Here is a 14,773-nt window from a genome sequence, read left to right as displayed (position 1 = left end):
CCGCCGGGCAGCCGCCCCGGGGCCGCCCGGCTGCTCACCGGCTCACCCCTGAACGAGACCGAGAAGCGCACGCATCCGCGTGTACTTCCCGGTCAGTCGTCTCCGGGTCGGCTCCGGCAGCACGGCCAGCCGCTCCGGGTCGGCGTTGTGCGCCAGGTCGGACTCCTTCACCAGCAGCGCGCCCGGGGTGGCGAGGATGCGGCGGGCGTACTCCTCCGGCTCCTCGCCCGGCCGCTTGGTCAGGGCGTCCACGATGGCCTTGGTGCGCGGGGTGAGGGCCGCCTCCGCCAGCCACTGGCGGCTGAGCGCGTCGTCCTCGACGGAGTCGTGCAGCCAGGCCGCCGCGATCTGGTCCCGGTCGCCGCCGCGGGCCCGGACGCCCTCCGCGACGGCCGCGAGGTGTTCGGCGTACGGCCGTCCCGCCTTGTCGGTCTGTCCCTCGTGGGCGGCACGCGCGACGGCCTCGACCTCGGCCGGGGAGAGCTGTGTCATGGCCCCAGTGTCTCCCCCGGCGCTCAGCGGCCGTTCGTCGCGTGCTGGCGGCAGATCAGCAGCAGGGCGCGATCGTCGTTGACGTCCTTGGCCACCGCCTCGATGAGGTGCCAGGCGGCGCCGTGGAAGCCGCCGGCGACATAGCGGTCGGCCTCGCCGGTGAGCCGGTCGATGCCCTCCACGATGTCGCGGTCGGACGTCTCCACCAGGCCGTCCGTGAACAGCATCAGCACGTCACCCGGGCGCAGCGAGCCCTTCACGGGGTCGAACTGGGCGCCGTCGTACACCCCCAGCAGGGGTCCCTCGGCCGCCTTCTCCTCCCAGCGGCCGCTGCCCGCGCTCAGCTGGAGGCCCGGTGGATGGCCCGCGGAGTACAACTCGTAGTCCCCGGAGTCGAGGTCGAGGACCAGGTGGATGGAGGTGGCGAAGCCCTCGTCCCACTCCTGGCGGAGCAGGTAGCCGTTGGCGGCCGGCAGGAAGGCGTGCGGCGGGAGGGAGCCGAGGAGGCCGCCGAAGGCGCCGGACAGCAGCAGGGAGCGCGAGGCGGCGTCCATGCCCTTGCCGGACACGTCCGTCAGCACGACCTCCAGGGTGCGGCCGCCGTTCGTACGGGCCGCGACGACGAAGTCGCCCGAGAAGGACTGGCCGCCAGCCGGACGCAGCGCCATCTCGTGGTGCCAGCCCTGCGGCAGCTTCGGCAGCTTGCTCTGCACCCGGATCCGCTCGCGCAGGTCGAACAGCATGGTGCCGCCGCGCCGCCACGGCACGCCGACCCGGCTGCGGAACTGCGCGGTCAGCAGCCCGAAGAAGCCGCACGCGGCGACCACCAGGACCACACCGGGAGTGACCCGGGAGGGCCCCTCGGTGTAGGGGCCGAGCCGTACCGACTCCACGATCAGGGCGGAGGCCGCCGCCGCGTACAGGCCGAGCAGGCTCGCCGGGCGCAGCAGCAGGCCGCCCGCGACGATCGGCAGGACCAGCGTGGCCGGGGAGCACCACACCGAGTCGGCGAGGGTCATGGCCGCGAGGACGGGCACGGCGAGCAGCAGTCCGGCGAACGCGATCCAGTCGGAACCGTCGCCGCGGAAGTAGTCCACGGCGCTTCTGCGCAGGCCGACCCGGGCCCGGTGCCACTGCATACGCCACCGGGCCGTGAACGTCTCGGCCTTAGCGCGCCGCTCTCGTCCTGCTGCCATTAGTTCGGGACCCTATCCATCGGACCGGCTGCTTGGCACGGGAGGTCCCACTTGTCCCCCGCGCGAGGCCCTGTTTCGTGGTGCGTCCTCACAGTGAACGGCACGCGCGGCCCTCGCGGCGCCGACCGGGAGAAATTCGCTGGCTCGTCCCGCAATGCCCTGGTAGGCATGGCTCATGGGGAATGACCGTGGGACCGAGTTGACGACGCTGCGCCCCGAGGACTTCGACCAGTGGTGGGAGCACCTGGTCCGTGCGTTCGGCGGCGGGCCTTCCTCGGCCGAGGAGCGCGAGCTGGACAAATCGCTCACCGAGTTCGACCGCTCGCTGGTCGTCCGGGACGGGGACGCGATCGTCGGCACGTCAGGGGCCTTCAGCTTCCGGATGACGGTGCCGGGCGGGGCGGCGGTGCCGACCGCCGGCGTGACCATGGTGAGCGTGGCCGCGACGCACCGGCGGCGCGGGGTGCTGACGTCGATGATGCGGCGGCTGCTGGACGACGCGCGCGCCAAGGGCGAGCCGCTGGCCGCCCTGTTCGCCTCCGAGCCCGCGATCTACGGCCGCTTCGGGTACGGCGCGGCGACCTGTCAGGTCGGCGCGGAGATCGACACCGGCCGGGTCACCCTGGCGCTGCCCGAGGGCACCGACGAGGTGCGGGTGCGCTACGCGCCGCCCGCCGACGTGCTGCCGGAGTGCGAGGCGGTGTACGCGGCACTGGTGCCCCGGCGCCCCGGCATGCTGGCCCGCATGCCCGGCTGGGAGCGCGCCGGGCTGCTCGACCCGGAGAGCGAGCGCGAGGGGGCGTCGGCACTGCAGTGCGTGGTGGCCGAACGGGACGGCGAGGTCACCGGGTACGCCCGCTTCCGCACCAAGTTGGGCTGGGGCCCGAGCGGGCACGACGGCACGGTGACGCTGGAGGAGCTGGCCGCGCTCGACCCGGCGAGCGAGGCCGCGCTGTGGCGGTTCCTGTTCGGCATCGACCTGATGACGACGCTGGCGGTGCGGGGCCGGCCGGTCGACGAGGCCTGGCAGCACCTGGTCTCCGACATCCGCCGCTGCCTGCCGCGGCTGCGGGACGCGGGATACGTCCGCCTCGTGGACGTGGACGCGGCCCTGGCGGTGCGGACCTACCAGGCTCCGGTCGACGTCGTCCTCGAGGTGGAGGACGCCTTCTGCCCCTGGAACACGGGGCGTTGGCGGCTGACCGGGGACGCCAAGGGCGCGTCCTGCGAGCGTACGGACGACGCCGCCGATCTCGCCCTGTCCGTACGGGAGTTGGGCGCGGCCTATCTCGGCGGGGTGACGCTGCTGTCGCTGGCGGCGGCCGGACGGGTGCGGGAGCTGCGCCCGGGGGCGCTGACGGAGGCGTCGGTGGCCTTCGGCTCACCGGTGGCCCCCTGGATCTCCCACGGCTTCTGACCCGGCGAGGCCGGCGGCCGGTGCTGCCGGCGTACGGTCGGGGTCTTCGGCAGCCCGTCTCCGCGCCCGGCGGGCCGCCGGGGTGCGGTCACGGTTTCTGGCAGGTGGGGCACCAGAAGAGATTGCGGGCGGCGAGGCCGGCGGTGCGGACCTCGGTGGCGCAGATGTGGCAGGGCCGGCTGGCGCGGCGGTAGACGTACACCTCGCCGCCGTGGTCGTCCACGCGGGGCGGGCGGCCCATGGCCTGCGGCGTGTGCTCCGGGCGGACGGTGTCGATCCGGTTGTTCCGCACGCCCTCGCGCATCAGCTCGACGAGGTCGGCCCACAGGGCGTCCCACTCGGCCGGGGTGATGTCCCGGCCGGCGCGGTAGGGGTCCACGCCGTGCCGGAAGAGGACCTCGGCGCGGTAGACGTTGCCGACGCCGGCGACGACCTTCTGGTCCATGAGCAGCGCGGCGATGGTGGTACGGCTGCGGGAGATCCTGCGGTAGGCGGCGCCCGGGTCGGCGTCCTCGCGCAGCGGGTCGGGGCCGAGCCGGTCGTGCACGGCCCGCTTCTCGGCGTCCGTGATCAGCGCGCAGGTCGTGGGGCCGCGCAGGTCGACGTACGCGGTGTCGTTCGCGAGGCGGAGCCGGACGGTGTCGGCCGGCGGGGGCGCCGGGGCGTCGCCGAAGCCGACCTTGCCGAAGAGGCCGAGGTGGATGTGGACCCAGTCGGCGTCCCGGAACCGCAGGAACAGGTGCTTGCCGTGCGCCTCGGTGGCGGTGAGCTCGGCCCCGTCCAGCAGGTCGGCTGCGTCGGAGAACTTGCCCTGGGGGCTGGTGACGCGCGGGGCCGTGCCCGAGAACCGGGCGGCGTAGTCGTGCGCCAGCCGGTGGATCGTGTGCCCCTCTGGCACGGTCGCCCGTTCCTTTCCGCTCCTCGGGGCCCGGTGTCGCCGGACCCCGAGGGAAGGCTCAGTCCTGCTGCGGGTGGTGAGCCGGGACCGGGGGCAGGTCACCGGTCGTCTCGTAGGCCGACAGCATGTCGATCCGGCGGATGTGGCGCTCGTCACCCGAGAACGGGGTGTTGAGGAAGACCTCGATGAACTTGGTCGCCTCCTCCGTGCTGTGCATACGCGCACCCACGGCCACCACGTTGGCGTTGTTGTGCTGACGGCCGAGCGCCGCGGTCTCCTCGCTCCAGGCCAGGGCCGCCCGCACGCCCTTCACCTTGTTGGCGGCGATCTGCTCGCCGTTGCCCGAGCCGCCGATCACGATGCCGAGGCCGTCCGCGTCCGCGGCCGCCTGCTCCGCGGCACGCAGGCAGAAGGGCGGGTAGTCGTCCTGGGCGTCGTAGATGTGGGGCCCGCAGTCGACGGGCTCGTGCCCCGCCGCCTTGAGCCACTCGACGAGGTGGTTCTTGAGTTCGTAGCCCGCATGGTCGGAGCCGAGATACACGCGCATGGGACGAGTGTGACACGCCCCTATCCGGGCAGCAGCTCCGGGTGTCGGCGCCGACGGATGTGAGCCAAACCATAGAAGCTCAAGGGAACCTCAAGTAACAATCTGGATTCAGAGGTTCCCGAATCCATATACCTCGGATTCACTGGACCGCCTCGTACACCGCTCGTGCGAGGTCCCGTTCGCAGCCGCACAACGGCACCCCCCTCGGACGGGAATCGCTCCACCGGCGCAAAGGAAATCCGTCCCATGACCCCTGGTTCCGGACTTCAAGCAGGTCTCAAGAACCGTCACCTGACGATGATCGCCATCGGCGGCGTGATCGGTGCCGGACTCTTCGTCGGCTCCAGCTCAGGTATCGCCACCGCCGGCCCCGGCATTCTCCTGTCGTACGCCCTCGTCGGCACGCTCGTCGTCCTCGTGATGCGGATGCTCGGCGAGATGTCCGCCGCGAACCCCACCTCCGGCTCCTTCTCGGCCCACGCCGACCGCGCGCTCGGCCGCTGGGCAGGCTTCTCCATCGGCTGGCTCTACTGGTTCTTCTGGGTCGTCGTGCTCGCCGTCGAGGCGACCGCCGGCGCGAAGATCCTCGAGGGCTGGGTACCGGCCGTCCCGCAGTGGGGCTGGGCCCTGATCGTGATGATCGTCCTGACCGCCACCAACCTGGTCTCGGTCGGCTCCTACGGCGAGTTCGAGTTCTGGTTCGCCGGCATCAAGGTCGTGGCGATCGGCGCGTTCGTCGTCATCGGTCTGCTCGCGGTGTTCGGCGTGCTGCCGGGCGTCCACGCCGACAAGGCGAGCTTCTCCAACCTGACCGGCGAGGGCGGCTTCCTGCCGCACGGGCCTGGCGCGATCCTCACCGGTGTGCTGCTGGTCGTCTTCTCCTTCATGGGCAGCGAGATCGCCACCCTGGCGGCCGGTGAGTCCGAGGACCCGCAGCGCGCGGTCACCAAGTCCACCAACAGCATCATCTGGCGGATCGGCGTCTTCTACCTGGGCTCGATCCTCGTCGTGGTCACGCTGCTGCCGTGGAACGACCCGTCCATCGCGAAGGACGGCTCCTACGTCGCCGCGCTGAACTCCCTCGGCATCGCCCACGCCGGCGAGGTCATGAACGTCATCGTGCTGACCTCGGTGCTGTCCTGCCTCAACTCGGGCCTCTACACGGCCTCCCGGATGGCCTTCTCGCTCGGCCAGCGCGGTGACGCCCCGAAGGCGTTCGCCCGTACCACCTCCCGCGGTGTTCCGATGGCCGCGATCCTGTCCTCGGTGGTCTTCGGCTTCGTGGCGGTCTTCTTCAACTACCAGTACCCGGACAGCGTCTTCCTCTTCCTGCTGAACTCCAGCGGTGCGGTCGCCCTGTTCGTGTGGCTGGTCATCTGTTTCTCGCAGCTGCGGATGCGCAAGATCATCCAGCGTGAGGCGCCGGAGAAGCTCGTCGTGAAGATGTGGCTGTACCCGTACCTGACCTGGGCGACGGCCGCGATGATCGTGTTCGTCCTCGTCTACATGCTGTTCGACACCGAGCACGACGGCCGCGAGACGGTGCTGCTGTCCCTGCTGGTCGCCGCGGTCGTGGTGGTGATCGCGGTGATCAAGCAGACGGTCTCGGCGAAGCGCCCGGACCCCGCGGTCGAGGCCCCGGCCGACAAGGTGTCCGTCGGCTGACCCACTCCCCCGTGGCACCGGGCCGCATGACCTGACAGAAGTGTCGGGTCATGCGGCCCTCGTGCGTCCCGCGTCGGCCCCGGGGCCGACGGACCCTGTGCCCCCGGGTCGCACCGGACCCCGGAGCCCAGGCGTCCGCGGGCGGAGCCGACGCGCGTCGTGCGGGTCGGGCGTCCGCCCTCGGGACGGGGACCGGATGCAGGCCGTGCCGGACGCCGTAGTCGCGCCGAAGGGCCGGCACCCAGCCCAGGTGACCGCTCGGGCGAGCGACCGGAGAAGTGCCCCTGGGCTGCACCGGCGCGGCGCCCTGGGCGTCCGCGAGCGGAGCCGATACGCGTCGGGCGGCTCAGCCCTCCGGGCGGCGGGACTCTCGCCCAGCCCGCGCCCTGACGCGACAGGCCCCCCGCCGCGAAGCGGGGACCGGAAGCAGGCCGTGCCGGACCGCGTGCCCGCGCCGGGGACGGAACGCTCGGGACGGCGACCGAAGGAGGGCCCCGGGTCGCACCAGCTCCGGCGTCCGACCGGTCCGCACGCGGAGCCGATACGCGTCGGGCGGCTCAGCCCTCCAGGCGGCGGGACTCTCGCCCAGCCCGCGCCCTGACGCGACAGGCCCCCCGCCGCGAAGCGGGGACCGGAAGCAGGCCGTGCCGGACCGCGTGCCCGCGCCGGGGACGGAACGCTCGGGACGGCGACCGAAGGAGGGCCCCGGGTCGCACCAGCTCCGGCGTCCGACCGGTCCGCACGCGGAGCCGATACGCGTCGGGCGGCTCAGCCCTCCGGGCGGCGGGACTCTCGCCCAGCCCGCGCCCTGACGCGACAGGCCCCCCGCCGCGAAGCGGGGACCGGAACGCTCGGGACGGCGACCCAAGGAATGCCCCCGCGAGCGCACCGGACCGGGGCCCCAGGCGTCCGCAAGTCGAGCCGATGGACGTCGTGCAGGTCAGCCCCGCCGGCAAGGCGCTCGCCCGCCCCGGCCTACCGCCACAGGCGCCCCCGGCGCAGGCCGTGCCGGACGACGTAGCCGTCTCGGTGGGCGGCCGCGCGGACCCCGAACGCCGAAGAGGCTCGCCGGGGCCGGCGAGCCTCTTCCGTGATGACTGCCGCGTCAGCGCTTGTCCGCGAACTTCCAGGCCGTCGGCAGCACGCCCATGGCCAGGAGGGCCTTGAGGGCGTCACCGAGCAGGAACGGGGTGAGGCCGGCCGCGATCGCCTGGGAAGCGGACAGGTGGGCGGCCAGGGCCAGGTAGGGCACGCCCACGGCGTAGATGATCGCCTCGCCGAGGATCATCGTGCCCGCCGTGCGCAGCGGGGAGCGGTCGGCGCCGCGCCGGGCCAGGGCACCGACGACCGCGGAGGCGAGCAGCATGCCGAGGATGTAACCGAAGGAGACGGCGCCCCCGCCGGAGGTGCCCCCGGCGAACCACGGCACACCGGCCACACCGGCGACCGCGTACAGGGCGAGCGAGAGGAAGCCGCGGCGGGCGCCGAGGGAGGCGCCGACGAGCAGCGCGGCGAAGGTCTGGCCGGTCACCGGCACCGGGGACCCGGGCACCGGCAGCGAGAGCTGGGCCGCGAGGCCGGTGAGCACGGCGCCGCCGAGCACGAGGGCGGCGTCGCGGACACGGGACGCCGGCAGCAGGTCGGCGAGGACTGCACCGGGACGGGCGGTGGCGGTGGCGGTGCTCATGGGGACTCCGCGGGATGGTGTGGACACGTCGGGACATCGTGACGCTATCCCAGCGCCCGCGAGGTGATCACCGTCGGCGCTCGACAAAGCGAGTAACGGCGCCTTCGTGACCTTCGCACAAACCGTGCCTCCTACACGCGGTCGGGCGTGACACCGGTCACTGAGGCAGCGACGTTCCGCTCACTCCCCCGCGCCGGCCACCGACTGTGGAATCCCACCAAACGCCGTCCGGGAACCGTCTCGCCCGTCGGTCGCCGTCTGGGCAGCGCGGGGGCCCTTTGCTAGCTTCGACCGCATGGTTGCCCAGGCCCGGTACTTCACGTCGCGTCGCTATGTCGACCTGCGACGCCAGGGCACGGCCACCTGTCGCCGCCCGGGGTAGGGGCGGGCTTCCCGGCACGCCTCGCCTTCTCCGCTACTCCGAGATGTGTCGGCCCCGGTCCCGAGGACGGTCCTCCATGCCCAGCAGCGCCGTATCCACCCTTGATTCCCCCGTTCCACGTGCCGCCGACCCCGACCGGCGGCGCACCAGTGCCAGCCTCGTACTGCGTTCCGTGCTGGAGCACGGTCCGGTGGCGCGCAGCACCGTCGCCCGGCTGACCGGGCTGTCCCCGGCGTCCGTGACCGAGCACTGCGCCCGGCTCGCCGGACTGGGCCTGATCCGGGAATCGGCCGCGCCCCGCCGCTCGAACGGGGTCGGCCGGCCCCACGTGCCCGTCGACCTGGACGACTCCCGGTTCCTGGTCGCCGGCGTGCACGTGGCGGTGCCGTACACCACGGTCACGTTGCTGGACCTGCGTGGCCGGGTGGTGGCGCGGCGGGAGCTGCAGCACGGACGGACCGATCCGGGCCCGGTGCTGGCGCGGGCCGCCGACGGGCTCGCGGAGCTGCTCGCGCGGGTGCCGGGGCGTCACCCGCTGGGTGTCGGGGTGGCGGTCGGCGGCTGGGTGGACCGGGAGACCGGCTCCGTCGTCGAGCACGAGCTGCTGGGCTGGCGGGAGGTGCCGGTGCGGGACCTGCTCGGCGCCCGCACCGGCCTGCCGGTCCATGTGGACGGCCACGCACGGGCGTTGGTGAACGCGGAGCGGCTGTTCGGGCGGGCCCGGGGCAGCCGCAGCGTGCTGCACCTGTTCGTGGGCAACATGGTCGACGCGGCCTTCGCGACCAACGACGAGGTGCACCACGGGCCGCGTTCGGCGGCCGGGGCGATCGCCCATCTGCCGGTGCCGGGCGGCGACGAGCCCTGCGCGTGCGGCCGTACCGGCTGCCTCCAGGCGGAGTTGAGCGAGCGGACGCTGTGCCGGCGGGCCCGGGCGGCCGGGGTGACCGGCTCGGACAACCCGATGCACGTGGTGGCCGCGGCGGCGGGCGGGGACGCGGTGGCGCGGCGGCTGCTGGTGGACCGGGCCCGTGCGACGGGGCGGGCGGCCGGGCTGCTGCTGGACGTGCTCAACCCGGAGACGGTCGTCGTCACCGAGGTCGGGGTCATCCACTTCGAGGACTGCCTCGGCGCGCTGCGGGACGCGGCCGGTACGGCCCGTTCGGCCGCCGTGCTCCCGACGAGTTTCCCGGACTCCGTGCTCGCCACGGCAGGCGGATCAGTGATGCTCGACGTGCTGTTCCGGGACCCGCTGAGCGCGTCACCTGAGGCTATTTAATTCAGAAACTCGGAATGTTGACAGGCCTCGCACCGGGAAAGGAACATGCTGGTCATGAGCCCTCTCACCAGCTGTCGCACCCTCTGTTGCTGACACATTGCCGCGCATGAAGCGCGTGTTTCCCGCTGCGTGAGTTCTCTTCTTCCGGCTCGTCTTTCCCGGAATTCCTCCTGCCTTTCCGCTCTTTTCCTCCCGGGAGTCCTCCCATGCACCGTCGTGTGTTTCTCACTTCCCTGCTCGGCGCGTCCGCCGCCGCCGCGGGACTCAGCGGATGCGCCAAGGGCGACGCGTCCGCCGCCGCCAAGGGGGCGGCGACCGAGCCGCTGGCCGACAAGGTGCCGGCCGGCACCAGCCTGAGGATCGCCTCGTACCAGGACGTGCAGCAACTACAGTTCCGGCTGGCCAAGTTGCCCAGACTGCCGTTCACGGTGTCCAGCTGGGTGAACATCGGCGCGGGACCCGACGTCATCAACGCCTTCCGCGCCAAGTCCCTGGACCTCTCCAACAACGCGGGCATCCCGCCGATACAGGCGCACTACCAGGGCTTCGACGCGAAGATCGTGGCGATCGACCTCACCCGCAGGCCCAACTACCTCTTCGCCACCAAGCCCGGCAGCGACATCCGCACGGTGCGGGACTTCAAGGGCAGGAGGCTCGCCTTCTCGCAGGGGCAGGCCCAGGGTGTCGTACTGCTGCGGGCGCTGAAGCAGGCGGGCCTGGAGTACGACGAGGTGAAGCTGGTCCCGCTGACCAGCAACCAGTTCCTGACCGCCCTGCAGTCCGGCCAGGTGGACGTGGCCCCGCTCGCCAACAGCCAGGCGCCCGCGTATCTGAAGCAGTACCGGGGCAAGGGCGCCCGCACCATCGAGACCGACGTCGTCGACCTGCTCAACCTGCTGTGGGCGCCGCAGTCGGTGCTGAACGATCCGGCGAAGGCCGCCGCGATCGCCGCCTACATCCCCGCGTGGGCCAAGGGCCAGGTGTGGCAGTACGAACACCCGGACGCGTGGAACGAGGAGTTCTACGTCAAGACGCAGAACCTGACCCCGGAGCAGGCGAAGTCCATCACCGAGCTCGCCAACAAGCCGCTGTTCCCGCCCAGCTGGGACGAGGCGATCAAGTGGGAGCAGGAGACCGCCGACCTGCTCGCCGAGGGCGGGTTCGTGAAGAAGTTCGACGTCTCCTCCCTGTTCGACCACCGCTTCGAGTCCCTCGCCGCCAGGGCCGTACCGGCGGAGTACCGGAGGTGAGCGCCGTGACCACGACGACGACCGCCGTGGCGGCGCCCGAAGCCGCCGAACTCCCCCAGGTGCGCCGGCGCAGGCGCCTGTCCCCCGGCCGGCGGCTGCCCGCCACCCGGCTCTCCGGCCCGCTGCTGCTGTTCGCCCTGTGGGCCGCGGCCTCGGCCGCCGGGACCCTGGACACGGGGGCGATCCCGGCGCCCTGGACAGTGCTGAGAACCGCCGGGCACCTGTGGACGGACGGCACGCTGCCCACGGATGTGCTGACCTCCCTGGAACGCGCCGCGTACGGCTTCGCCATCGGCCTGACCGCGGGCGTGCTGCTCGCGCTGGCCTCCGGCCTCAGCCGGACCGGTGAGGCGCTGATCGACGGAACCGTCCAGCTCAACCGGGCGATCCCCACCCTCGGTCTGATCCCGCTGTTCATCCTCTGGCTGGGCATCGGGGAGACCTTCAAGATCGCCATCATCGCGATCGTCGTCTACATCCCGATCTACCTGAACACGCATGCCGCGCTGTCCGGCATCGACAGCCGCTTCGTCGAACTCGCCGAGGCACAGGGCCTGTCGAGGCTCGCCTTCGTCCGCCAGGTCGTGATCCCCGGCGCGCTGCCCGGCTTCTTCGTGGGACTCCGGCTCGGCGTGACCGGCTCCTGGCTGGGGCTGGTGGTCCTGGAGCAGATCAACGCCACCAGCGGCCTGGGCTACATGATGTTCCAGGCTCAGAACTACGGCCAGACCGACGTCATCCTGGTCGGCCTGCTGATCTACGGCGTCTTCGGCCTGATCTCCGACAGCGCGGTCCGTCTCGTCGAACGGAGGGTGCTGTCGTGGCGCCGCACACTGAGCAGCTGACCCGGCCCACCGTCCGGATCCAGGGCCTGACCCGCTCCTTCGGGGGCCGCACCGTCCTCGACGGCATCGACCTCGATCTGCCCGCCGGACAGTTCACGGCCCTGCTCGGGCACAGCGGCTCGGGCAAGTCCACCCTGCTGCGGGCGATCGCCGGCCTGGACCACGGGGTCGTCGGCGACGGGCGGCTCACCGCGCCCGAGCGGGTGTCGGTGGTGTTCCAGGACTCCCGGCTGCTGCCCTGGCGCCGGGTGCTGGCGAACGTCCTCCTGGGGCTCGACGGCAAGGACGCCGAGGAACGCGGCAGGGCGGCGCTGACGGAGGTCGGACTGGGCGGCCGTGAGCGGGCCTGGCCGGGCGAACTGTCCGGCGGCGAGGCGCAGCGTGCCGCGCTCGCCCGCTCCCTGGTCCGCGAGCCCGAACTGCTGCTCGCCGACGAGCCGTTCGGCGCGCTCGACGCGCTCACCCGGATCCGGATGCACCACCTGCTGCGCGAACTGTGGAAGCGCCACCGGCCGTCCGTGCTGCTCGTCACCCACGACGTGGACGAGGCGATCGTGCTCGCCGACCGCGTCCTCGTCCTGGAGAAGGGCCGGATCGGCCTCGACCTGGCCATCGACCACGGGCGCTCGCGCGACGAGTACCGGTCGCGGCTGCTCGCCGCGCTGGGCGTCACGGAGGACGCCGGCTGACCGGCGGCCCCGCTCCCTCTTCCGCACCGGCTCCCGTACCCGGCCGTGCCGGTCCGCCGGCCGGCTCACGTCGGCGCCGTCACCACTTCCCCGCACCCGTCCGTAGCGAAGGACGCCCATGACCCGGCAACTCCATCTCAACGCGTTCCTGATGAACACCGGCCATCACGAGGCCTCGTGGCGGCTCCCGGAGAGCGACCCGTACGCCCACACCGACCTCGCGCACTACGTGCACCTCGCCCGGATCGCCGAGCGCGGCGCCTTCGACTCGCTCTTCCTCGCCGACGGCCCCCAGCTGTGGAACAACCTCGCCCAGCGGCCGGCCGGCGCCCTGGAACCGCTCACCCTGCTGACCGCGCTGGCCGCGGCCACCGAGCACATCGGGCTGATCGCCACCGCCTCGACCTCCTACAACTCCCCCTACAACCTGGCCCGCAGGTTCGCCTCGCTGGACATCATCAGCGGCGGCCGGGCCGGCTGGAACATCGTCACCACCGCCGGCGCCGAGGCGGCCCGCAACTTCGGTCTGGACGCCGAGCCCGCGCACGCCGAGCGGTACGCCCGCGCCGCCGAATTCCTGGACGTGTCCCTGAAACTGTGGGACAGCTGGGAGGACGACGCGATCGTCGCCGACAAGGCGGCCGGTGTCTGGGGCGACGACGGCAAGATCCACCCGCCCCGGCACCGGGGCACGTACTTCAGCGTCGCGGGCGCCCTCAACGTGCCCCGCTCCCCGCAGGGTTACCCGCTGCTGGTGCAGGCCGGCTCCTCCGAGGACGGCAAGGCGTTCGCCGCCCGGTACGCGGAAGCGGTGTTCACCGCGCAGCAGACCCTCGCCGACGCGCAGGCCTTCTACGCCGACCTCAAGTCCCGTACCGCGCAGGCCGGACGCGACCCCGGACACATCAAGGTGCTGCCCGGCATCGTCCCCGTGCTCGGGTCCACGCAGGCCGAGGCGCGGGCGGCCGAGCAGCTGCTGGAGGACCACATCGTGTACGACCACGGGGTGGGCCGGCTGGAGAGCCTGCTGCAACTGGAGCCCGGTTCCCTGGAGCTGGACGCCCCGCTGCCCGCCGACCTGCCGCCCGAGTCCGCCGTCGAGGGCGCCAAGAGCCGCTACACGCTCGTCGTGGAGCTGGCCCGGCGCGAGCGGCTCACTGTACGACAGCTGATCGGCCGGCTCGGCGGCGGACGCGGCCACCTCACCTTCGCCGGGACGCCCGAACAGGTCGCCGACAAGATCGAGACCTGGTTCACCCGGGGAGCCGCCGACGGCTTCAACATCATGCCCGCCGTACTGCCCTCCGGCCTGGACGCCTTCGTCGAGCACGTCGTACCGCTCCTGCGCGCCCGCGGCCTGCTGCGCACCGGGTACGGCCCCCGCCGGACCCTGCGGGAGCGCTACGGCCTGCCCCGCCCCGCCAACCAGTACCTGACCCCCGCGTTCGCCTGATCCGCACGAGAGGAACCCGCATGTCAATCGAGATCACCAAGGTCACCGCACGCATCGGCGCGCAGGTCTCCGGCGTCGACGTCTCCGCGCCGCTCGCCCCGGAGGAGGTCGCCGCGATCCGCGAGGCCCTGAACGTGCACAAGGCGCTCGTCTTCGACGCCGGCACCCTGGACGACGCCGGCCAGCAGGCCTTCGCCCGCCACTTCGGCGACCTGACCACCGCGCACCCGACGGTCGGCGCGGTCGACGACGCCCCGAACGTGCTGCCGGTCGACAGCGAGCGGGGCCGCGCCAACCACTGGCACACCGACGTCACCTTCGTCCTCAACCCGCCGCAGGCCAGCACCCTGCGCTCGATCACCGTCCCGCCGTACGGCGGCGAGACCCTGATCGCGAACGCGGCGGCCGCCTACCGCGACCTGCCGGAGCCGCTGCGGCGCCTCGCCGACACCCTGTGGGCGGAGCACACCAACGACTACGACTACGCGGTGCCGGACGAGGACGTCGACGAGGACAAGGCGGCCCAGCGGGCGCAGTTCACGTCCATCAAGTACCGCACCGCCCACCCGGTGGTGCGCGTCCACCCGCTGACCGGCGAGCGGGGACTGTTCATCGGCGGGTTCGCGCAGCGGATCGCCGGCCTGTCGGTGGGCGAGTCCCGCAAGGTCCTCGACCTGTTGCAGGCGTACGTCACCCGGCCGGAGAACGTGCTGCGCCACCGCTGGTCGGAGAACCAGCTCGTCCTCTTCGACAACCGCATCACCCAGCACTACGCCATCGACAACTACGACGGCCGGCCGCGCCGTCTGCACCGGGTGACCGTCGCCGGTGACGTCCCGGTGGGCATCGAGGGCAAGGAGAGCTACTCGATCGAGGGGGACGCGTCCCACTACACGCCGGTGGCCGTCGCCGCGTAACCGGCCGTCCACGCTGCGTACGGCAGGTGTCCGGATACTGGGCGGCCCCTTCGCGTGAG

Annotated in this window: 13 protein-coding genes; 8 read left to right on the top strand and 5 right to left on the bottom strand. The window is 72.5% G+C overall.

The annotated features are described in order from the left end of the window. Positions 1-42: 42 nt before the first annotated feature. Both BLW57_RS25420 and BLW57_RS25415 read right to left on the bottom strand, forming a co-directional pair. Positions 43-492 carry an HD domain-containing protein gene (locus tag BLW57_RS25420; protein ID WP_093477659.1) on the bottom strand — a complete coding sequence of 150 codons (450 nt, stop codon included), beginning with the start codon at positions 490-492 and terminating at the stop codon, positions 43-45. Between the two features lie 23 nt (positions 493-515). Then, complete coding sequence (locus tag BLW57_RS25415) at positions 516-1,688, bottom strand: PP2C family protein-serine/threonine phosphatase (protein WP_093477658.1); 1,173 nt, start codon at positions 1,686-1,688, stop codon at positions 516-518. A 175-nt stretch (positions 1,689-1,863) separates the two neighbouring features. Here BLW57_RS25415 and BLW57_RS25410 point away from each other — a divergent pair, with 175 nt between their 5' ends. Further along, positions 1,864-3,105 carry a GNAT family N-acetyltransferase gene (locus BLW57_RS25410; protein ID WP_093477656.1) on the top strand — a complete coding sequence of 414 codons (1,242 nt, stop codon included), beginning with the start codon at positions 1,864-1,866 and terminating at the stop codon, positions 3,103-3,105. A gap of 88 nt (positions 3,106-3,193) precedes the next feature. On the opposite strand, the gene BLW57_RS25405 is transcribed toward BLW57_RS25410, so the two are convergent. Then, positions 3,194-4,003, bottom strand: a complete 810-nt coding sequence (locus BLW57_RS25405) for an Fpg/Nei family DNA glycosylase (protein ID WP_093477654.1) — start codon at positions 4,001-4,003, stop codon at positions 3,194-3,196. Between the two features lie 58 nt (positions 4,004-4,061). Next, positions 4,062-4,550, bottom strand: coding sequence for a ribose-5-phosphate isomerase (locus BLW57_RS25400; protein ID WP_093477653.1), 489 nt, complete (start codon positions 4,548-4,550; stop codon positions 4,062-4,064). Positions 4,551-4,796: 246 nt separating this feature from the next. Here BLW57_RS25400 and BLW57_RS25395 point away from each other — a divergent pair, with 246 nt between their 5' ends. Next, a complete protein-coding gene (locus tag BLW57_RS25395; RefSeq protein WP_093477651.1) occupies positions 4,797-6,215 on the top strand; it encodes an amino acid permease in 1,419 nt (472 codons plus the stop codon). Between the two features lie 1,105 nt (positions 6,216-7,320). Here BLW57_RS25395 and BLW57_RS25390 read toward each other — a convergent pair. Next, entirely contained in the window at positions 7,321-7,902 is a 582-nt protein-coding gene (locus BLW57_RS25390; protein ID WP_093477649.1) for a biotin transporter BioY, read from the bottom strand. Positions 7,903-8,360: 458 nt separating this feature from the next. Between BLW57_RS25390 and BLW57_RS25385 the strand changes: the two genes are divergently transcribed. The 6 genes from BLW57_RS25385 (at position 8,361) to BLW57_RS25360 (ending at position 14,714) form a co-directional block, all read left to right on the top strand. Beyond that, on the top strand, positions 8,361-9,560 hold the full coding sequence (locus tag BLW57_RS25385; RefSeq protein WP_093477648.1) for an ROK family transcriptional regulator: 1,200 nt from the start codon (positions 8,361-8,363) through the stop codon (positions 9,558-9,560). 206 nt (positions 9,561-9,766) lie between these two features. Continuing rightward, positions 9,767-10,810: an ABC transporter substrate-binding protein gene (locus BLW57_RS25380; protein ID WP_093477646.1), complete on the top strand. Its 1,044-nt coding sequence runs from the start codon at positions 9,767-9,769 to the stop codon at positions 10,808-10,810. Beyond that, positions 10,807-11,655: an ABC transporter permease gene (locus BLW57_RS25375; RefSeq protein WP_093477645.1), complete on the top strand. Its 849-nt coding sequence runs from the start codon at positions 10,807-10,809 to the stop codon at positions 11,653-11,655. The genes BLW57_RS25380 and BLW57_RS25375 overlap by 4 nt, the downstream gene beginning before the upstream one ends. Beyond that, a complete protein-coding gene (locus BLW57_RS25370; protein ID WP_093477643.1) occupies positions 11,631-12,344 on the top strand; it encodes an ABC transporter ATP-binding protein in 714 nt (237 codons plus the stop codon). The genes BLW57_RS25375 and BLW57_RS25370 overlap by 25 nt, the downstream gene beginning before the upstream one ends. 118 nt (positions 12,345-12,462) lie before the next feature. Beyond that, positions 12,463-13,797: an LLM class flavin-dependent oxidoreductase gene (locus BLW57_RS25365; protein WP_093477642.1), complete on the top strand. Its 1,335-nt coding sequence runs from the start codon at positions 12,463-12,465 to the stop codon at positions 13,795-13,797. A 20-nt stretch (positions 13,798-13,817) separates the two neighbouring features. Then, positions 13,818-14,714: a TauD/TfdA dioxygenase family protein gene (locus tag BLW57_RS25360; RefSeq protein WP_093477640.1), complete on the top strand. Its 897-nt coding sequence runs from the start codon at positions 13,818-13,820 to the stop codon at positions 14,712-14,714. Positions 14,715-14,773: the final 59 nt, after the last annotated feature.

Source organism: Streptomyces sp. 1222.5 (assembly GCF_900105245.1).
GTDB classification, from domain to species: Bacteria; Actinomycetota; Actinomycetes; order Streptomycetales; family Streptomycetaceae; genus Streptomyces; species Streptomyces albidocamelliae.
This window is presented reverse-complemented; position numbering and strand designations above follow the sequence as displayed.

Coding starts and splice junctions, on each gene's coding strand:
- BLW57_RS25390 (WP_093477649.1), bottom strand. CDS start 7,902: ATGAGCACCGCCACCGCCACCGCCCGTCCCGGTGCAGTCCTCGCCGAC.
- BLW57_RS25400 (WP_093477653.1), bottom strand. CDS start 4,550: ATGCGCGTGTATCTCGGCTCCGACCATGCGGGCTACGAACTCAAGAAC.
- BLW57_RS25410 (WP_093477656.1), top strand. CDS start 1,864: ATGGGGAATGACCGTGGGACCGAGTTGACGACGCTGCGCCCCGAGGAC.
- BLW57_RS25395 (WP_093477651.1), top strand. CDS start 4,797: ATGACCCCTGGTTCCGGACTTCAAGCAGGTCTCAAGAACCGTCACCTG.
- BLW57_RS25385 (WP_093477648.1), top strand. CDS start 8,361: ATGCCCAGCAGCGCCGTATCCACCCTTGATTCCCCCGTTCCACGTGCC.
- BLW57_RS25415 (WP_093477658.1), bottom strand. CDS start 1,688: ATGGCAGCAGGACGAGAGCGGCGCGCTAAGGCCGAGACGTTCACGGCC.
- BLW57_RS25380 (WP_093477646.1), top strand. CDS start 9,767: ATGCACCGTCGTGTGTTTCTCACTTCCCTGCTCGGCGCGTCCGCCGCC.
- BLW57_RS25365 (WP_093477642.1), top strand. CDS start 12,463: ATGACCCGGCAACTCCATCTCAACGCGTTCCTGATGAACACCGGCCAT.
- BLW57_RS25420 (WP_093477659.1), bottom strand. CDS start 492: ATGACACAGCTCTCCCCGGCCGAGGTCGAGGCCGTCGCGCGTGCCGCC.
- BLW57_RS25360 (WP_093477640.1), top strand. CDS start 13,818: ATGTCAATCGAGATCACCAAGGTCACCGCACGCATCGGCGCGCAGGTC.